General features: G+C 44.1%; 15 protein-coding genes. 7 read left to right on the plus strand and 8 right to left on the minus strand.

Annotated features, from left to right (window positions below; translation table 11 throughout):
* The first annotated feature begins 163 nt into the window (after positions 1 to 163).
* From MSWH1_RS02330 to MSWH1_RS02345, 4 genes are all read left to right on the plus strand, one after another.
* Complete coding sequence (locus MSWH1_RS02330; RefSeq protein ID WP_048125724.1) at positions 164 to 1303, plus strand: methanogenesis marker 9 domain-containing protein; 1140 nt, start codon at positions 164 to 166, stop codon at positions 1301 to 1303.
* Positions 1290 to 2336 carry a triphosphoribosyl-dephospho-CoA synthase gene (locus tag MSWH1_RS02335; RefSeq protein WP_048125725.1) on the plus strand — a complete coding sequence of 349 codons (1047 nt, stop codon included), beginning with the start codon at positions 1290 to 1292 and terminating at the stop codon, positions 2334 to 2336. Before MSWH1_RS02330 ends, MSWH1_RS02335 begins: the two co-directional genes overlap by 14 nt.
* Complete coding sequence (locus MSWH1_RS02340) at positions 2333 to 2971, plus strand: DUF447 domain-containing protein (RefSeq protein WP_048125728.1); 639 nt, start codon at positions 2333 to 2335, stop codon at positions 2969 to 2971. Before MSWH1_RS02335 ends, MSWH1_RS02340 begins: the two co-directional genes overlap by 4 nt.
* Positions 2972 to 3101: 130 nt before the next feature.
* Complete coding sequence (locus tag MSWH1_RS02345; protein ID WP_048125730.1) at positions 3102 to 3821, plus strand: dihydromethanopterin reductase (acceptor); 720 nt, start codon at positions 3102 to 3104, stop codon at positions 3819 to 3821.
* Positions 3822 to 4229: 408 nt separating this feature from the next.
* Here the strand turns inward: MSWH1_RS02345 and MSWH1_RS02350 are convergent, their stop codons facing one another.
* The 7 genes from MSWH1_RS02350 to MSWH1_RS02380 all read right to left on the minus strand — a co-directional run bounded on the left by MSWH1_RS02350 (position 4230) and on the right by MSWH1_RS02380 (position 12418).
* A complete protein-coding gene (locus MSWH1_RS02350; protein ID WP_048125732.1) occupies positions 4230 to 5267 on the minus strand; it encodes a methyltransferase in 1038 nt (345 codons plus the stop codon).
* Positions 5268 to 5399: 132 nt separating this feature from the next.
* Positions 5400 to 6092, minus strand: coding sequence for an ABC transporter ATP-binding protein (locus MSWH1_RS02355; RefSeq protein ID WP_231585541.1), 693 nt, complete (start codon positions 6090 to 6092; stop codon positions 5400 to 5402).
* Positions 6083 to 7072, minus strand: a complete 990-nt coding sequence (locus tag MSWH1_RS02360; protein WP_048125736.1) for an ABC transporter ATP-binding protein — start codon at positions 7070 to 7072, stop codon at positions 6083 to 6085. Before MSWH1_RS02360 ends, MSWH1_RS02355 begins: the two co-directional genes overlap by 10 nt.
* Entirely contained in the window at positions 7069 to 8001 is a 933-nt protein-coding gene (locus MSWH1_RS02365) for an ABC transporter permease (protein ID WP_082088007.1), read from the minus strand. Before MSWH1_RS02365 ends, MSWH1_RS02360 begins: the two co-directional genes overlap by 4 nt.
* Positions 7998 to 8945: an ABC transporter permease gene (locus tag MSWH1_RS02370; RefSeq protein ID WP_048125739.1), complete on the minus strand. Its 948-nt coding sequence runs from the start codon at positions 8943 to 8945 to the stop codon at positions 7998 to 8000. The genes MSWH1_RS02365 and MSWH1_RS02370 overlap by 4 nt, the downstream gene beginning before the upstream one ends.
* A 126-nt stretch (positions 8946 to 9071) precedes the next feature.
* On the minus strand, positions 9072 to 10715 hold the full coding sequence (locus MSWH1_RS02375) for an ABC transporter substrate-binding protein (RefSeq protein ID WP_052722536.1): 1644 nt from the start codon (positions 10713 to 10715) through the stop codon (positions 9072 to 9074).
* A 14-nt stretch (positions 10716 to 10729) separates the two neighbouring features.
* Positions 10730 to 12418: an ABC transporter substrate-binding protein gene (locus MSWH1_RS02380; protein WP_231591868.1), complete on the minus strand. Its 1689-nt coding sequence runs from the start codon at positions 12416 to 12418 to the stop codon at positions 10730 to 10732.
* On the opposite strand from MSWH1_RS02380, the gene MSWH1_RS19555 reads away from it, so the two are divergent.
* Entirely contained in the window at positions 12417 to 12659 is a 243-nt protein-coding gene (locus MSWH1_RS19555) for a hypothetical protein (RefSeq protein ID WP_197074637.1), read from the plus strand. The genes MSWH1_RS02380 and MSWH1_RS19555 overlap by 2 nt on opposite strands.
* Positions 12660 to 12946: 287 nt before the next feature.
* Here the strand turns inward: MSWH1_RS19555 and MSWH1_RS02385 are convergent, their stop codons facing one another.
* Positions 12947 to 13951 carry a PHP domain-containing protein gene (locus tag MSWH1_RS02385; RefSeq protein WP_197074008.1) on the minus strand — a complete coding sequence of 335 codons (1005 nt, stop codon included), beginning with the start codon at positions 13949 to 13951 and terminating at the stop codon, positions 12947 to 12949.
* 211 nt (positions 13952 to 14162) lie between these two features.
* Here MSWH1_RS02385 and MSWH1_RS02390 point away from each other — a divergent pair, with 211 nt between their 5' ends.
* Both MSWH1_RS02390 and MSWH1_RS17330 read left to right on the plus strand, forming a co-directional pair.
* Complete coding sequence (locus MSWH1_RS02390; protein ID WP_048125742.1) at positions 14163 to 14660, plus strand: hypothetical protein; 498 nt, start codon at positions 14163 to 14165, stop codon at positions 14658 to 14660.
* Positions 14661 to 15520: 860 nt separating this feature from the next.
* Positions 15521 to 18820 carry a TIGR04279 domain-containing protein gene (locus MSWH1_RS17330; RefSeq protein WP_052722537.1) on the plus strand — a complete coding sequence of 1100 codons (3300 nt, stop codon included), beginning with the start codon at positions 15521 to 15523 and terminating at the stop codon, positions 18818 to 18820.
* Positions 18821 to 18871 lie beyond the last annotated feature (51 nt).

The following is an 18871-nucleotide window of genomic DNA, read 5'->3' on the forward strand; positions in this document are numbered from 1 at the left end:
TCGGAAAAATAAAATGGATTTTCCATTTTAATAATGGATTTCCCATTTTAATAAATCTCTGAAAAAATATTCTCATAAGATTAAAATGATTCGTTAGCTTAATATGTGACTATAACTATCATTTTTGTGTTCAGTTTCCAGTCTTATTTTTTAGAGGTAAAACATGAGTGATTATCTATTTGATTTGCATATTGGATATGTCCGTTTTAGAAATCCCATTGCACTGGCGCCAATGGCAGGTATTGTCGATAGCGCTTTTGCCAACCAGTATGCAGGTGATGCCGGGCTGGTAGTGCTTGGAGCCTTCAATCTGGATAAAGGGTCTATTGAAGTTGCATCAGCCCTTGTTGCCAGGGGTAGAAAAGAGTTCATCTCCGATGAACCTATGGAGCTTATAAAACAGGAAATCCGGGCAGTAAACTCGGGTAGTGCTGTTGCAGTAAACGTAAGAAGCACTACCCTTGAGCCTTTGGTTGAAGCCGCAAAAATCGTAAAGGAAGAAGGGGCGATCCTTGAGTTAAACGCCCACTGCAAGCAGCCTGAAATGCTTGAAGCGGGCATAGGGGAAGCCCTGCTGTATGATCTCCCCAGGCTTTCTGCCTGGATAAAGGCAATAAAGGAAACAGGAGTCGTGCTTTCCGTAAAGGTAAGGGCAAATGTAGTGAATGATGTTGAACTTGCCAGGCTTATTGATAAGGCCGGGGCTGATATCATCCATGTAGATTCCATGCTGGAAGGGTTTGGAGCCGACCTTGATTCGATTTTAAATTACAGAGATGCTACAAGGCTCTTCCTTATAGGCAACAACTCGGTTACTGACTTTGCCACGGCAAAGGACATGTTTTCTCGAGGAGCTGACATGGTCTCTGTTGCAAGGGGAGCGATGGAAAACCCTGAACTGATAAAGGAACTTGTAGAAAGTGTCAGTTCGTATCAGGAGTCAATAGGCTGGTATAATGCTCCCAAACACGTTTGCAGTGAAGGGGACTTCAGGGGTCTGGCTTTCTGCTGCCTCCCGGTAAAACCCTGTCCTGTGCACGAGAAATCCCGAAAGCTGGGGTACACTGCCGAAGAGTTCGCCCGGACAAAAATGGAATTTGCCAGAGGCACAATGCTGGAGTTCGGGGAGGATACCTGTTTCGGCAGCCTTGTCTGGTGCTGCAAGATTACAAAGCCCTGCTGGATCAGGGATGGTGTACTGAATACACTTGACCTCTCTGATGCGGAGTATATGAAGCTTAAGGAGCAGTTGTCAAAATACATCCTTGACCATGCCAGGATTCCGGTAAATGAAGCCCAATAATTCTGCTTTCTCCCTTCATATCCCTGAATGGGTAGAGGAATCCCGAACCCCGAGCCTGATTGCACGCTGTGCACAGCTTGCTATGTTGCTCGAGGTCTCAGCCTCTCCGAAGCCGGGGAACGTTGATAGGGAACATAATTATCCTGACACCTGTTTTGAGCATTTTATAGCTTCTTCGGTTGCCGCCTATCCTGTCCTGGAGCTTGCTGCAAGAAGCAGAGATGGAATAGGAATTCTTCTCAGGAGTGCGGTTTACGAAAGCTCTGCCTGGCAGCAGGGAGGGAATACACATTTTGGCGCTTTTTTACTCCTGATTCCTCTGGCAATGGCGGCAGGTGAAATCTCCGGAGAACCCCCTCATCGCGGGAAGGCAGGCTTTCGGCTTGAAGCCGGGGATTTTGAAGGGCTTGCTGCCCGAGCCCATGCTTTTGTCCGCGCAACTAACTGCGAAGACGCCGTTGAGTTCTACAGGGCTTTCGGGCATGCAGGAGTCAGAGTAAATAGTGTGGACGAATTCGATCTTGAAGACCCTGAAGCAACTGCCGATCTCAGAAAACAGAACATTACCCTTTACGACCTTATGGAAATTGCCAGAGGGTATGACCTTATTGCAGATGAGTGGACATCAGGTTTCGGGCGTTGTCTTGAGGGCGCAAAAAGCATCCTTGAGTTCATGCAGGTACGAAACTGTGAAGCAGAAGCTTTCACAGGAGGCTCGGTTTCCACCTGTTCGGGCACAGGAATCAACGAGGCTATCGTGTATACGTTCCTGAAACTGCTTTCCAGGCACAGGGATACCTTCATCCAGACCAAGTTTGATACTGAAACTGCAGATTACGTTTCTTCCAGAGCAGGCAAGATCCTTTCAGGCTGGGAAGCTTCTGGGAAAACAGCCCGAGACTTTACCTTTATCCTGCCTTCAGTACAAGATTTTGACTCCGAGCTTTTGGAAAAAAGGATCAATCCTGGTTCTACGGCAGATATCATTATTGCAGGACTTTTTATTTCTTTTCTTGGAGGCTTGCGCTTTTGACAGGGCTTTCTTCTGATTGCAGGGAAGTTGGTAAATTATCTCCGGAAATCGACTTATTTTCGTTCGGGATCCGGGAGGGTATCTCGGAAGTAATAGTAAGTACAGGCTTTGAAAGCCCGAACGCTGCTCCGATAGGTATCATTACAAAGGGTGGAAGGTCTTTTGTCCGGCTTTTCAAAGGCAGCCATACCTGGGCAAATGTTTTTCAAGAAATGTATCTTGCTTCAAATGTAGTTTATGATCCACTTCTTTTTGTGCGTTCCACCTTTTTCGACCTTGAACATTCCGAGTTTGAATATGTGACGGCAGGCAGGCTTAAGTTCCCAATCCTAACAGAAGCCGCTGCCTGGGTCGTTTTCGAATGCGTTAATGTTAAAAACACAGAACAGGCTCTTGTTGCCGATCTTGTTCCTGTGGAGGCGGGCTTTAATGAAGATAAGAGAAAAGCCTTTCCCGTACCCAACAGGGGATTCAATGCCGTGCTTGAAGCTACAGTCCATGCAACCCGTTACCAGTTGTCGGGGGATAAAAAATACCTTGAATGGATCCGGCACTATGAAACCCTTGCTTCCAAATGCGGGGGCGAGGGGGAAAAGAAAGCTATGAAACTGCTTTATGAAGTGCTGGGGATCTGACTTTCTTTATATCTCCAGACTCTTTTGATTCTTTTCCGGTTTCAGTTCTTTGTTGTAATTTTCAGTTTCCTGTTTCAAGTTCCTCTTTTTTAGAAAATTATATTATCTTCCTCCTGCATGATTTCTTTTCATGAGTTTTAAGAGCATTGCATGGGGTATTACAGGAGCCGGACATTTCCTGGACCGCAGCTACCAGGTCTTTAAGGAACTTAAACTCAGAGACCACGGGCTTTCCGTAAACACGTATATTTCCAGGGCAGCTGAAGAGGTCCTCCGGATGTACGGGCTTGAGCAGAAGCTTGTAAAAATCTCGGGAGGAGACTACCTTGAAGAGATCTTTCGGGAAAGTGAGCAGGGTTCAAGTTCTCCCAAGGTCGGGCGTTTTCTCCTTGAAAGGTACGATGCCCTCTTCGTTACGCCTGCAACCTCAAACACAGTCTCGAAAATCGCCTACGGAATTGCCGATTCCCTGGTAACCAATGCCGTTGCCCAGGCTGTCAAGGGAAGGATCCCGGTTTATGTTGTGCCTGTGGACATTGAAGGCTCGATCGTCTCGGAAATGCCCTACAACATTGACAGGAAACAGTGCCGGCATTGCGAGGACTGCCCCCCCAGGGCAAACTGTCCCCATGGAGCAATCACTGAGAAAAATGGTGTCACAGACCAGATAGAACTCCTGAAATGCAAAGGCTGCGGGATCTGCAAGGAATTATGCTCTTATAATGCCATCAAGGGCGGACCTGTTGAAGTCCTGGTGCGGGACGTGGACATGCGTAATGTCGAAATTGTAAAAAAGCTGCAGGGAATTACTGTACTTGAAAGCCCGGAAGCTATTCTGGAGCTATTTTGAGGTTTAGGTGCCTGGTTTCAGGTACCTTTCCGATTTTCTCTTTGTTTTCTCGGACCCTATCCTTTTTCATTCTTAATTAAAATAAGTTGATTTGATTTCAGGGCATGACGAAATATAAAAAATAAAAAATGGTTTGTAAGGTATCGTTTTTTATTGAATTTGTGGAGGTTTTTTTGGCAAACAAGTACAAATCAATTTAACTTGTTTTACTGGATATTGATATACTTTGCTTCTGTATATATTTTGTCATACATCTCACTGCTTTTCTTTTTTGAGGGTCTGAAGCTATAGTTTTGCTACATTTTGTTTCTCCAGTTTAATTTGTTTTTCAGCTTTCCTTGCCAGTTTTTCTTCCGGGTGCAAACGCAATGAGGCAGAATGTCCTTTATTCAGGATTATGAGGATTATTCAGGATTTATGGGGATCTTTCTTTCTTGCGATAATAAGTTGCGTGGGAATAGCATCGTGAAACTCCGTTTCATATTCTGCTTCGAAGCCTGCATCTTCAAGAGCCTCCCGGATCTCCCCGCTGCTCATCATGTACATATTTCGGCCTGCAATCTTTTTGTATAGGTCATGGAGAAGAGAATTCAGAGGGCCGGTCCTATCAGCCTTTATTGCAAAAGCCTGGATTATGAAAATTCCTCCGGGCCTTAAACACCCGGCAACATTTTGATAAAACTGTTTCACGTCGTCTAGGTTGCTTTCAAAAGATAAGATTTCAAGGGCGATGTCGTACTCTGCCCCCTGTTTATCCTTTACGTAGTCTCCTGATACGGCTCTTACGCGTTTTTCCATGCCGTATTTTCCGATAAATTCCCGGGATATCTCAGCCATTCCGGGGCGGTCAAAAATTACCACTTCCAGGTATGGGTTTTCCTGGGCAAGCCCTATTCCGAACAGTCCGTGCCCGCCCCCAAGGTCGATAAGGCGCCGGGCCGCCTGAAATTCCGGAAGCGCGATAACGATTTTCAGGATCTTTTGCAGCCTACCGAGCAGGGTGGATCTTGCAATCAATTCCATGGACTTCCGGTCATAAAAATACTGGTAATCAGGCTTTTCCTTCTTCTGTGGACCGTGTATCAGGATTTCTTTCAGGTTCAGCCAGTTACGTTTTTCCTCTTTGGATAAGAGGAGCTGCTTTGAATAATAAAGCCCATCGTCTGCAAGGAACGGATAAAGGTCTGCCGGTGTTACGTAGGCTCCATCGTTTTTGGCAAGGAGGCAAAGGGCAACGAGTACATCCAGAAACCTGCCAGTAAGTACAGGGTCTGTCCCTGTTTCCCGGGAGATTGCTTCGGCGGTCATTGGGGTTTTGAGTTTTGTAAAAACATCAAGTTCAAGAGCCGTCTGAAAGACCTGCCCTTTTTTAAAATTCGCAGCAAGGTCTCTGAGAAAGGGATTTTTATCTTCCAGGGGAGGCTTTATATCGGTTAATTTTTCCATCGTAAACCCTTCTTCGTTCTTTTTTCACTTTTTCTTCTCTTCACTTTTTCTTCTCTTCACTTTTTCTTCTCTTCACTTTTTCTTCTCTTCATCTTTCCTCATAATCTGCTTGATCCGGAATCTGTTCCGGTTTCACGCTTCAATAACGTCCAGCTTCCCGTTTTCAAGCATTCCCATCCTCTCCGACATGAAGCGGATAACGGCTTCATCATGGGAGATCAGGAGGTAGCCGATTCCCTGCTCTGTCTGCACTTTTTTCAACAAGTGGAGGATCTGGGCCTGAACCGAGACGTCAAGGGCTGAGGTCGGTTCGTCAAGCACAATGTATTCCGGTTCGAGCAGGAGGATCCTGCCAAGGGCAAGGCGCTGGAGCTGGCCGCCTGAGAGCTGGGTCGGGTAGCGGGCAAGCACTTCTTCGGGGAGGCCTATGGTCTTCAGCATTTCTTTTGTGCACCGGATACACCCGGTTCCCGGGGTATCGAGCAGTTTCAGAACTTCAAAAATCGAATGCTCAATCCTCTTCCTGGGGTTAAAGGCATCTGTCGGGTCCTGGAACATCATCTGGACCCTGCGGCGGAAAGTCGCATGTTCGGTTTTTTTCATCCCGAAAAGCGGACTCCCGTTAAGAAGAACTGCGCCATCGGTGGGCCTTTCAAGTCCTGTAATAACTCTTCCGAGCGTGCTTTTTCCTTCCCCCGAGGGGCCCATCAGCCCGAAGGTTTTCCCGGGTTCAAGTTCAAACGACACGTCCCGGAAAATGCATTTTCCTTTTCCTAACAGGCCGGACCCGTATGTCTTTGAGAGGTTTTCGGCTTTCAGGGACATAAAAAACACCTCACTGCCCTTCCGTTTCCTTCTTTGAGTTCGGGGTGTTCCTGCGTGCAACGTTTTTCCTTGGAGGGGCATCTCGGATGGAACCTGCAGCCTGCAGGCGGGCTGCTGAGGGGTGGGGATGAACCGGGTATGGGTACAAAACCGTTTTCAGGCAGGCTGTTCAGGAGGCCCTGGGTATAGGGGTGGAGCGGGCTTTCAAAAAGGGTTGATGGGGTGGCAATCTCAACGATTTCTCCCGCATACATTACGGCAACCCTATCTGCGATCTGCCGCACAAAACCGAGGTCGTGGCTTATCAGAAGCAGGGATGTTTCACTTTTTTCTTTCAGTCCCTTCAGCTCGTTTTCCAGTTCGGCTACGCGGCTCCTGTCGAGCCCTTTGCTGGGTTCGTCTGCTATAAGGAGGACCGGGTCAAGCATGGTTGAAGCCGCAATCAAAAAGCGCTGGTTCATCCCTCCGGAACACCAGGAGGGATAGTAACCCATGTATTCCTGGGGATTTGAAAAACCCACTCGTTTAAGGGCTTCCACGACTTTTGATAGGGCTTTAGTTTTTTTCTTTCCCTTCACTTCCTCTTTTTCCTGTCCGTGAATCCGGAGAGGTTCTGCAAGCTGGTGCCCTATTGAATATACGGGATTTAAAGCAAGAGACGGATTCTGGAAAATGATGGAGATTTCTTTTCCCCTGAGTTTTGCCATCTCTTTTTCGCTCAGTTCGAGGAGGTTTTTGCCTCCGAATTCTATTCTCCCTTTAACTCTGGATTCCGGGGGGAGCAGACGCATAATCGCATGTGCGACAACGGATTTTCCGCAGCCCGTCTCCCCTACGAGAGCCACAGTTTCTTTTTCCCTTATAGAAAGCGAAAGGCAGGAAACAGCGGCCACGGTTTCGTTTTTATTCCCGGTTTTATTCTCATTCTCATTTCCCTGAAAAGAAACGTTGAGGTCTTTTATTTCCAGCAGGGTGTTCATTCCGCATCCACTCCTCTTTTTCCACGTTCTTTCTCTTTTCCTTCGAACCCGAACCCTATCAATGCAATGGACATTACACAGAGTGTTATGCAGACTCCCGGAGGCAGGTACCACCACCACATTTCCCTGATAAAACCACCTCTGGAAAAGGCAAAGGAAAGCATGATCCCCCAGCTTTTCATGCTTATGTCCCCGAGTCCCAGGAAGGAAAGTGAGGCTTCCGAAATCATTGCCGAAGCCGTTGCCAGCATGAACTTGGGGAGCAGGACATGGAAGAGGTTCGGGACGATGTCCGAGGTCATGATGTGAAATGGGGAAAAGCCCATGCATCGGGCACTTTTGACATAGCCTGATTCTCTTATCTGCAGGGTTTTTGAGCGGACAACCCTGGCAATTGACTCCCAGGAAAGCAGCCCAAGTACGAGGATCAGGATCCAGATGCTCGGGTGGAGGAATGCTCCCAGGATTATTATCAGGGGGATTTTGGGGATTATCAGGACAACGTCGGTAAAGCCCATAAGCAGTTCGTCAAGCGTCCCCCTGAAGTAGCCTGAAAAAAGCCCTATCATGAGGCCTATTAAGGTTGAGATGCAGGCTGAGGCAAACCCCACCGTCATCGAGATTCTTGCCCCGTAAACCAGTTCCGAGAGTATGTCATTTCCGATATCGTTTGTCCCCAGAAGGTGGGCAGTCGATGGGGCTTCATAGGGAATGAAGCGCTCTGTCGGGGAGTAAGGGGCAAAAAGGGCAGGAAAGAGGGCAAGAATTAGGAAAAAAGTAAAGAGAAATAGTCCTCCTTTGTTGAATCTTTTCAGGTTTCTTCCGTATTTCCGGATATCAAGGTTTAAATTAAAGGATAGAAAATCTTTCCACTGACTGTCTCTTTCCTGGGCGGTGCTTTCCCCTATGTATGTTTCCTTCTGTATCATGCCGGCCTCCTTACTCTCGGGTCGGCAACTGCATACAGCAGGTCCGCAAGCATGTTTGCCAGCAGGACTGCAAGGGCTATTACCAGAAACGAGCCCTGGAGGACCGGGTAATCTTTCCCGATTATTGCATCATAGATAAGGGTCCCCATTCCGTTTAGGGAGAAAACGATCTCTGTAAATAGTGCTCCGCTGAAGAGAAAACCGAAATCAAGGGCAAGCAGGGTAATGATCGGAAGGGAAGCATTCTTTATGACATGCCTGAAAAGAATGGATATGTCATAGAGGCCCTTTGCCCGGGCATAGAGGGCGTAAAGCTGCCCTTTTTCCTGTATGACGCTTCCCCGCATTATCAGGAAGTTTCTGGAGGCGGAAAAGAGAGCCATCACGGTTACCGGTAAAAACATGTGGTGTGCGATACTTCCCGGGGTCGGGACGTTATAAAAACCCTTGAAAGGAAAAAGCCCTAGCTTGAAGGCAAAGATCTCCAGGAAAAGCAGGGCAAGGAAATAGGGAGGTGTGCAGGAAAGTGCAATAAACCCGCAGCATAGGATGCGGTTTGCCTTTGTTTCTGGTTTCCAGCCCGCGTATGCTCCTAGCAGGGTTCCCAGGGCTGCTCCCAGGAGCATGGATACACCCACAAAAAGGAGGGTCCAGACAATCCTATCCCTCAAGATCTCGGTCACAGGGCTGTGAAGGTGGTAGGAGTAACCCAGGTCAAAGCGGAGGAGGTCTCCGATGTAAGCAGTAAACTGCTCGTAAAGCGGTATGTTAAGCCCCATCTCGGCTCTCAGTTCCTCCATTACAGCCTCCGAAACGTAGACGTCTTCCCCTATGAGGTTCTTTACTGGGTCCCCTGGCATAAGCCTGGGGAGCGCAAAGTTGAGGGTGACTATGAGGAGAAAGGAAGCCGCATATCTTAACACTTTTTTTGCCACTTCACGCATTGTACCACCTTCCCGTTTTCAAATCTCCTTACCTTTTTCAAACTGTTTTGTTATTTTCGAGGCACTTCGCCTTTTCAAATCGTTTTTTCGTTTTCAAAGCAATGTTATCCGGAAACTGCTCCTGTCTCATACCTCATGTACATCGAGGAAGGTATCCAGGGTGTAGATTCCTTCAAGGCTGTTGTAGTGCCAGCCTTCGAACCTTTTATTATAGGGGGTAACCTCCTTTTTCCAGTAAACCGGAATTACCGGCAGCTCTTCTGCATAATAGTCCTGCAGGGAGTAAGAACAGGAACGCAGGGTTTCGGGATCGGTAGTATTCAGGAGCTGGTCGCAAAGTCCGGTAAAGACAGGATCTTCGATGTATCCGTAGCGTCTGGAATCGAAGTACCCGGTACCCAGTCCCGCGTGCATCAGCATGCCCCAGGGTGTGGTCCTGGAAAAGACAAGCTCGTACCTGGAACTGTCCTTTCGGTCCCCGTAGGTGTTCAGGTCAACGTTTTCTATTTCAATGTCGATTCCCACATCACGGAAGTACTCCTGCAAAAGTTCAGCATCCCTTTCGTAGCCCGGACAGATCATGAGTTCCAGGAGGATATCTTTTCCGTTTTTGTCTTCCATGATCCCGTTTCCATTGTGGTCTTCATACCCTGCCTTTTCCAGGATTTCCCTGGCTTTTTCCGGGTCGTAACTGCATTTTTCCGTGGGTTTGTAGTATTCCATGTCCGGGGGAACCAGCCCCCTGTTGGGAATGCTTCCGTAACCCAGGGTGTCAAGCTGCATGATTTCTTCGTAATTTATGGCATAGGATAGGGCTTCCCTGAATTCAAGGTCCGAACGGGGGGCTTCGTTTAAGGTAATCCCAAGATAGAAAATTCCGATACTGTCCTTTTTGACAAAGTTGAAGTCCCCAGTTTTTTCCAGACGCTCGATGTTCGCGTAGGGGTAGGAGGAAGCATATTTGTAGTAGGTGTCAGCTTCTCCTTTTTCAAGGGCCAGGCAGGCGGCATCTTCATTTGCGTACCAGTCAACCTCTACCTTATCAAAGGCACAGCTTTTGCCTTCCCAGTAAGGGTTTTTCCGGAAGACGAGGCGGGCGGTGTTCAGGTCTACGGATTCTATATAATAGGGCCCACAGCCCACATAAGGGCCTTTGCTTGAGTATTCCATTGGATTGTCTATCTTTTCCCATATATGGGCGGGAAGAATATAGTAGGTCGCAAATTCCAGGTTGATGCGGGTGTAGGGTCTGTCGAACCTGAAAGTCACCGAGTTTTCAGTCTGCGAAACGGAGGAACTTTCCAGGGTTTCGTTGATCCAGCGGCAAGCAGGATGTTTTTCTCCATAGTAAATTATGCTGAACTGTACATCTTCGGGGGTCACCTTCTTTCCGTCACTCCAGTAAAGGTCATCCCGGATATAGAAGGTCCATTCCCTGTGGTCTTCCGAAACCTCATAATGATCAGCCAGCCTGCCGACTATCCTGCCGTCTTCGGACATTTGCATTAGGGGGAAATTGGAGAGATGGGCAAAGATGCCCAGGTAGTAGTCTCCTATCAGGGATTCAGATTTTATGACGTTCGGGGTTGCAATCTTCAGGACTTTTTCAGGTCCTTCAGATGATTTCGCATCCGTATCTGCTTGCGCACCCGGAGTTTCAATCCCCAATGCCTCTTCATCTCCCGAAGGCGGCATGACCTGGAATGCCCCTCCTAAAAATAGTAAAGAGAGAGCTGCAATACAGAACAGCTTGCTTTTTGTCCACTCCATACGCATCTATCTCCTTAAGCAGAATTTTTCCTTACATTCACGAAGTTTTCCAGGTTATAGATCCCGTAGAGGGGGTCTGCATACCAGCAATCGAATTCCCGGTTGAACGGCGTTACCACATTGTTCCAGTAGAGGGGAATTGCGGGCAGCTCTTCTGCATAGTAGTCCTGAAGCTCGTGGGCACAGGTTTCAAGTTCTGCAGGGTCCGTTGTTGCCAGGATCTCATCGCATAGTTCCAGGAACTCGGGGTTGTCCACGTTGTGCATGACTCCTTGTCCTGTCCTTCTGGAATCGAAGTAGCCGCTCCCCCAGCTTGCGTGCATCAGCATGCCCCAGGGGGTGGAACGGGTAACGGTCAGGTCATATTCATAATTGTCTTTCAGGGTAATCCAGGTATCCGAATCCGCAGTCCTCAGGTCGGCGGCAAGACTCACATTCTCAAAATACTCTTTAAGAAGTTCGCCTGTGCGGGCGTACTCGGGCCGGATAAGGATTTCAAGTTCGATGTTTTCTCCGTCTTTTCCTTCCAGGATTCCGTCCCCGTTGCTGTCCGAATATCCTGCTTCTTCCAGAATCTCTCTGGCTTTTTCAGGGTCATACTCAAGTTTTTCAGTTTCCTTAAACGACTCCATCACAGGTGGCACAAAACCACGGTTAGGGACTTCCCCATACCCTAGGGTTTCAAGCCTGACGATTTCTTTATAATTTATGGCATAGGCAAGAGCTTCCCTGAATTTCAGGTCCGAAAAAGGAGCTTTTTCCAGGTTCGGGGCAAGGAAAATCAGTCCGATATCCGTTTTTTCCAGAAAATCAAAATCTCCGGTTTCTTCAAGCTGCCCAATTTCGGAATAAGGGTACGACCCTGCGTATTTGTAGTAAGTGTCGGCATCCCCGTTTTTTAGGGCAAGGGTGGCAACGTCCACGTTTGAGTAGAAATGGACCACCACACTTCCGAATGCCGGGGCTTTTCCTTTCCAGTAAGGATTTTTCTCAAAAACGAGTTTTCCGGCATTGAGGTCTATCAGTTTGAGATAGTAAGGTCCGCAGCCCACATAGGGGCCATTGTTTATGTATTCCATCGGGTTTTCTATCGTTTCCCATACATGAGCAGGAAGGATATTGTAGGTCGCAAACTCCAGGTCGATGCGGGTGTAAGGCTTGTTGAATTTGAAGGTCACGGAATTGTTATCTTCCGATACGGTCGAACTTTCCAGGGTATTATTGATCCAGCTGGCCCAGGGGGTCTCTTTCCCGTAGTAGCGGATTGAGAATTCTATATCTTCCGGGGTCACCGGTTCTCCGTCACTCCAGTAGAGGTCATCTTTCAGGTAAAAGGTCCAGCACGTGTTATTTTCCGAAACCTCGTAGCTTTCAGCAAGCTGACCTGCAAGGTGCCCCTCAGAGTCCATTTTCATGAGGGGAGGGTTTGAGAGATGGGTAAAAACCCCCAGATTTGAGTCTCCTATAAATGATGCAGATTTTATTACATTTGGAGTTGCGATTTTCAGAACCGTTCTTTTGGAAATTGCTGACTGCTGCATCTCTTTAGCTGCTGCTTCGGAGATCGGTTCCGAGTTCTGCAATTCTTCCCCTTCTCCGAGCAGGGCTTTTATATACGTAATAACCTGGTCCAAAATTCCGTCTTCTGAGGGCGTAAAGTTTTCTCTAGAATCTTCAGACTCTGCCGCTCCTGCTGGATACATGTTTGCACAAAAAATAAAAATGAGTGTGGCAAAAGTTAGCCCCTGTTTCAATCCTCTGTTTAATCCTGATCTCTTGAAATGTTTCCTCTGTTTCATCCTGCTGCCTCTTCCTGTTTTACTTCCTTTCTCCTGGATTGCAGAAATAGCACCAAAGGCCCCGGTTATTTTGAAAAACTCATTGTTGTCCTGCTTCTTCTTTGCACCAATAGAGGGTGGGGACAATAGTATGCGTGAATTTTGAGTACTCCTACACGTTACATGTTAAATTTGGAGTCTGAACGATAATGGTAACCTTGATGTGTATTTTTCTTCAATTTTATCTGTATATTAATAATATTGGATATATTGATAATTAAAAATCATACGAAATTATTTTTTTTTATGTTATAGGTTCTAAACAATTTCGTAATATAAACCTTTTGATTTTTAATCTCTTTTTTAAAAAACAGATTTCTACGCAGCCTATTTTTTGAGTGTAGCTTCAATCTAACTGGAAAACAGAAAAATGCTTTGAGAAAAATTGTGTTTTTACTTTTGACTTTTAATCTCAATCTTTTTTTCAATTTTTCTTGCAAAGCTTTCTTTCGAGTGAATATAGATGGAAGCTGGAAGCCCGGTATTTGAGATCATATAAAGCAGGTCCATGGTTGTCCGGTTAAGCCTGGGAGAGTAGTTTAAAAGTGTGCTCCTCGAGACCCTTACCATTGTATCCAGGGACTTTATTCCTGTCAGGTACCTTTTTATATCGCGGGTTCTCTGGCTTTTTTCAAATATCAGGTCTATCCACGTATTCATTTCTTCCATCAGAATTTCCCTTGTAAGGTCTTCAGGGACAATGTAACTTTTTCCTTTCTCTATATTTTTGAAATATTCTCTGAAGTTGTCTCCCTTTGCAAGCGTATACACCTTCCCAAGCCCCCCTGAGTGGGTGTCCGTTGTTGCAGCGATGCCTTTACCGAACCTTTCCGCAAGGGCGATCGTAAGCTCATTTTTCTGCTTGAGCTCATGCATGTTATATTCAAGTACAGGAAATAATTTTGCCAGTTTAGGCACTGCAGAGAGGTCAGGCTCCTGGCGAAGCTCAAACCAGAAGGGATGGTTGTAGATAAAGGGCAGTTTATGACTTTTGAGATATCTTATAAAACTCTTCAGGTCATGTTCTATTATTGAAATCTCTGTAAGTTCTAAAAAGTCTTCTCTACAAAGTTCGAAAACGTTCACATGTAGTGTGTGCCCTGCAAACTCCGGGTCATAGATGGTCATTTCAACGCCAGAGACCAGTTTTTCCCTGTCCCATCCGAGAATTTCGTATGCGTTGACTGTATTATGGTCCGTAAATGTTACAAAATCCATTCCCATCCCAAGGGCTTTTTCATAAAGGCTTTCAGGACGCAAATCTTTTGCCGGGAGCACATCAAAAGAACAGGTAGTATGCACGTGCAGATCTGCCCGTTTCCAGCCTTCCTCCATAAGCTCAGCTGCCCTTTCCGGTGCAATCAGCTTTTCCTGATAATTCTTCGGCCTTCTCCCCATAGGCGTAGAATCCTGAGATTTTTAATTTTGTCCCGATTATTTTTATTCGGCTTTATATTTCTTCTACTATAGTATACTCCTTTTTTTAAATTAAGGTTTTCCGGGCTTTTCACTGAGGAGTACAGTCAGTATTTTTTTGTATTTCATACCACCATGTTTATAAATATGCTAAAGTATCCCTGTAGCTTCACAAAAACGATAGTGATTAACTATGGGGTTATTCGGAAAACTAAGAAAAATCATTAGCATTATTTTTGAAAATGAGGCCGAGCAAAAGGGAGATGACTTCGAAAAATACGTGGTGGACCTCTTCGATGAAAAGCAATTCTCCATCGTGCAGTGGACTACAGATATGGCAAGAAAACATACCCGATTCGTAGAATCCGACTGCGGCCCTGACCTTGTCTTCCGCTACAAACCCACCAATGAAATCTTCTGCGTGGAGTGCAAGTACAGGTCAAAACTCTTCAAAGGCAAACTCCAGTGGGCTGCAACCCGTCAACTAGGACGCTACAGGAGCTTTGCAAGGGACAATGAGATTCCGTTTTACGTCGTCATAGGGCTCGGTGACAAAGCCGGAAAGCCGAAAAGAATGTTCAGCATCCCCCTTGAAGAAGCAAAGTCTCCTGTGCTTTCTCCGGAGTGCTTTGAGAAGTTTGAACGAAGTCCAAAAAAGAAGTTTTTCTGGAAAGGTGGAATGCTGAAATAAATTTCCCAAATTAATTTTGGTTATCCACTAATACCTGATTGATGTTTTCATGGTATATTCTCAAATATGGCTTTTGCTTGCGTTTGTATGCCCACACAGCAGTTCGGTCACAGCAGTGCTAAAAATGTGGGAAAGGAATAGCTGTAAACTGTATTTCGATTATTTTGAATTAATATCAATCAACAAATGATGGACGACCAGTTTTCCTTTATCGTAATAATCATGGAAAGCCCAAAAACAAGCCGTTTGATTTCTCTAATTCATCTAATATTTTTTCAAGGGCATATATTTCACCCAATTTAACCAGAGGAACAAGAAAAAACTGGGAAAGAATAAGAGGACTTCAAACACTTTCCGTGAGCCTGGCATTTGTAGAACCATCGTGTTGTAAAGGCATCAAAAAGCAACCAAAAGTCGCGTTTGGTCTTCTATCCTGAAAACACCAATTCTGTATCAGTGGACGACCGAAGCACTGGTTTGTTTTTTTTTGTAACTGTATCAAAAAGATATATTTTTATAAGAAATCGTAACCAACTGTAGTCAAGTTACGGCTGATTATCAAAAAATCTTGGAGCCTATTCGAAGAGTCAGTAATGCATGTTGATAAGTTCCAATAGACCTCTAATGTCCAAGTATCCTTTCCGTTTGTGAATATTGCATTTTGTGATAGTTACAGTAAGTCACAATACTTTTCGGATAAGTACTCTTAGCCAACTTTCATTATTGTATGACAAGAATGGGTATACAATTTTTAAAGTGTTTAATTCTAAACAAACTGGATTTCCATCAAGATGAAATTTTGAAAGGGAACGTAAAAACCAGATTTAAGTCTAAACGAGGATAATTAAGGGGTGTAGTGATTGAAGAAAAAAACAGGGTTGTGTAAAGGAACACTTGGTAGTAAATGGAAATTAACCTGGATTTTATTAATTCTTATTTTTTCAATAATTTCAGTATCAGCCACAGGGGTAGAAAACAGCACAAAAAGCCACTCAAGTGGCATAGTAGACTATCATGAACAAAAAAAGGATGTAAGTAATGTAGTAGACGATCATGAACAAAAAATAGATGTAAGTAATATAGTAGATGATCATAATCAAAAAACAGATGCAAGTGACGTAGTAGATGATCATAACCAAAATACAGACACGGGCGACATAGTAGATGATCATAACCAAAAAACAGACACGGGTGATGTAGTAGTTAATCATAAACAAAAAACAGATGTAAGTAATGTAGTAGATGACCATAACCAAAAAACGGATGTAAATAATGTAGTAGATGATCAGGACCAAAAAACGGATGTAAATAATGTAGTAGATGATCAGGACCAAAAAACAGATTCAAGTAATGTAGTAGATAACCGGGACCAAAAAACAGATACAAGTGATGTAGTAGATGACCAGGACCAAAAAACAGATACAAGTGATGTAGTAGACGATCAGGACCAAAAAACAGATACAAGTAATGTAGTAGACGATCAGGACCAAAAAACAGATACAAGTGACGTAGTAGATGATCATAAACAAAAAACAGATTCAAGTGGCGTAGTAGGTGATCATAAACAAAAAACAGATTCAAGTGGCGTAGTAGGTGATCATAAACAAAAAACAGATACAAGTAATGTAGTAGATGGTCATAAACAAAAAACAGATTCAAGTGGCGTAGTAGATAATCATAAACAAAAAACAGATTCAAGTGGCGTAGTAGATAATCATAAACAAAAAACAGATTCAAGTGGCGTAGTAGGTGATCATAAACAAAAAACAGATACAAGTAATGTAGTAGATGGTCATAAACAAAAAACAGATTCAAGTGGCGTAGTAGATAATCATAAACAAAAAACAGATTCAAGTGGCGTAGTAGGTGATCATAAACAAAAAACAGATTCAAGTGGCGTAGTAGGTGATCATAAACAAAAAACAGATGCAAGTGACGTAGTAGATGGTCATAAACAAAAAACAGATTCAAGTGGCGTAGTAGATAATCATAAACAAAAAACAGATTCAAGTGGCGTAGTAGATAATCATAATCAAAAAACAGATTCAAGTGGCGTAGTAGATGGTCATAAACAAAAAACAGATTCAAGTGGCGTAGTAGATAATCATAAACAAAAAACAGATTCAAGTGGCGTAGTAGATGGTCATAAACAAAAAACAGATGCAAGTGACGTAGTAGATGGTCATAAACAAAAAACAGATGCAAGTAATGTAGTAGATGGTCATAAACAAAAAACAGATGCAAGTAATGTAGTAGATGGTCATAAACAAAAAACAGATGCAAGTAATGTAGTAGATGATCATAAACAAAAAACAGATTCAAGTAATGTAGTAGATGGTCATAAACAAAAAACAGATGCAAGTAATGTAGTAGATGATCATAAACAAAAAACAGATTCAAGTGGCATAGTATATTCTCATAAACAAAAAACAGATGCAAGTAATGTAGTATATTCTTATAAACAAAAAACAGATGCAAGTAATGTAGTAGATGATCATAAACAAAAAACAGATTCAAGTGGCATAGTATATTCTTATAAACAAAAAACAGATGCAAGTAATGTAGTAGATGATCATAAACAAAAAACAGATGCAAGTAATGTAGTAGATGATCATAAACAAAAAACAGATGCAAGTAATGTAGTAGATGATCATAAACAAAAAACAGGTCCAGTTGACGTAGTAGACTGCCAAAATCAAAAAACAGATTCAAGTAATGTAGTAGACAGGCAGAACCAAAAAACAGATGCCAGTTCCGGATTAGATTGTCCGGCAGGCTCCCAAGTTAGCTCTGAAGAAAAAACAGATGGCATTACTGGATTAGATTATCTCACAAGCTCCAACGTTATCTTTGAACAAAAAACAGATGCAAATAATGAACAATATATTGGGGCGAAAAATGAATCAAAAACCGAAGTGTACAATGATACACAAACTCTAAAAAATGGGGAAATGAGCCCTGAAATAAAGGTATACAACTGGAATGACAGCGCAGGAAACGAGTCGGTGATACCTGAGATAAAAGTAGGGGGCAGCAGCTGGAACCATTTGAAATTCATACAATCATATTCCTATTCTCTTCGTTCTTTTTATACTGTAAACGAGAAAGTGAAGATAATCTATAGAGGGCCTGAAACTCTCGGACAGCAGAAAATTAAAATATATCTTGTTAAGGAAAAAAGCCCGTTTCTTCCTGAAAATGGCATTTCAAACGGCATAAATGAAAGTACGATTTCCCTTGAAGATGTTTTCAATAGTAACACGGAATTTTATATCCAGATACCCGGGACTTTGAACAAATACGGAGACTTATCTCCTCTAACTGTTGGTCCTCTTCCTGCTGGAAGTTACTGGGTCCTTATAACCCTCGCAGGAAACGAAAATGAAAAACCTGAATCCGAAAAAGAGATTCTTTTAGCGAACTATTTCGAAGTTCTCAAATACGAACTGGAAGCCAGAGTTCCGTATACCTTCGAGGAAGGCGAAAGTTTTGAAGTCAATCTGAAACTGAAGAATGCACCTGTTCAGAAGAATTATACGTACTGGGCTTTACTGATAAGTGAAGATGCCTATACAACATCTGAAGGCACAAATTCAGGCCGGATGAATATCGGAATCAGGCCCATCGTGAACGGGAACGATATTCTCAGGAGTTTAAATGCCAGTTTGATTGAATCTGAGTCCGAAACCGGAAAAGGAGAGCTTGAGAGCAATATCCAGGCTCTTATCGGAAAAGGCAATGGTATTATAAGTATAAGCGAAAAAGACCAGAGCACTTTTTCCCTAAAAAGCTTCGAACTTCCTCCAGGAGACTACCTCTTCCTTGCAGGTGCTTATGAAAATGACAAAGGTCTTGCAGGGATAGCCCAGAAAAAACTAAGAATCTCCGCCGAAAACTCACATGGGTCAGGCTTGAAATCCAGCTCGGAAAATCAGACCTTTGACAATATCTCTCCAAAAATATACACAGTCTCTTCCTTGATGGGAATTAACCCTTATCTCGAAACTCCAGACGCATTCATATCCAAAGATCTCAAACCCTACGTTCAGGCAAGAGCATCAGTAGAAGTCGTAAGAAATCCCCCAAAAATCCCCTCCTTCCTGATAGGTTTTTCAGGAACCCTCCTTATCGGACTTGCTATACTGAGGAAATTTAGATAAAACCGAAAAATCAATTTCGAACGGCCACTTCACCCCAAACAGGTCGCCCGA

The sequence above is a fragment of the Methanosarcina sp. WH1 genome (assembly GCF_000970005.1).
In the GTDB taxonomy this organism is placed as follows: Archaea; Halobacteriota; Methanosarcinia; order Methanosarcinales; family Methanosarcinaceae; genus Methanosarcina.

Excerpts from the sequence above, each read along its gene's own strand:
- MSWH1_RS02355 (WP_231585541.1), bottom strand. The coding sequence starts at position 6,092 with ATGTCCCTGAAAGCCGAAAACCTCTCAAAGACATACGGGTCCGGCCTG.
- MSWH1_RS02335 (WP_048125725.1), top strand. The coding sequence starts at position 1,290 with ATGAAGCCCAATAATTCTGCTTTCTCCCTTCATATCCCTGAATGGGTA.
- MSWH1_RS02390 (WP_048125742.1), top strand. The coding sequence starts at position 14,163 with ATGGGGTTATTCGGAAAACTAAGAAAAATCATTAGCATTATTTTTGAA.
- MSWH1_RS19555 (WP_197074637.1), top strand. The coding sequence starts at position 12,417 with ATGTTTGCACAAAAAATAAAAATGAGTGTGGCAAAAGTTAGCCCCTGT.
- MSWH1_RS02375 (WP_052722536.1), bottom strand. The coding sequence starts at position 10,715 with ATGGAGTGGACAAAAAGCAAGCTGTTCTGTATTGCAGCTCTCTCTTTA.
- MSWH1_RS02345 (WP_048125730.1), top strand. The coding sequence starts at position 3,102 with ATGAGTTTTAAGAGCATTGCATGGGGTATTACAGGAGCCGGACATTTC.
- MSWH1_RS02360 (WP_048125736.1), bottom strand. The coding sequence starts at position 7,072 with ATGAACACCCTGCTGGAAATAAAAGACCTCAACGTTTCTTTTCAGGGA.
- MSWH1_RS02330 (WP_048125724.1), top strand. The coding sequence starts at position 164 with ATGAGTGATTATCTATTTGATTTGCATATTGGATATGTCCGTTTTAGA.
- MSWH1_RS02365 (WP_082088007.1), bottom strand. The coding sequence starts at position 8,001 with ATGATACAGAAGGAAACATACATAGGGGAAAGCACCGCCCAGGAAAGA.
- MSWH1_RS02385 (WP_197074008.1), bottom strand. The coding sequence starts at position 13,951 with ATGGGGAGAAGGCCGAAGAATTATCAGGAAAAGCTGATTGCACCGGAA.
- MSWH1_RS02350 (WP_048125732.1), bottom strand. The coding sequence starts at position 5,267 with ATGGAAAAATTAACCGATATAAAGCCTCCCCTGGAAGATAAAAATCCC.
- MSWH1_RS02370 (WP_048125739.1), bottom strand. The coding sequence starts at position 8,945 with ATGCGTGAAGTGGCAAAAAAAGTGTTAAGATATGCGGCTTCCTTTCTC.
- MSWH1_RS02380 (WP_231591868.1), bottom strand. The coding sequence starts at position 12,418 with ATGTATCCAGCAGGAGCGGCAGAGTCTGAAGATTCTAGAGAAAACTTT.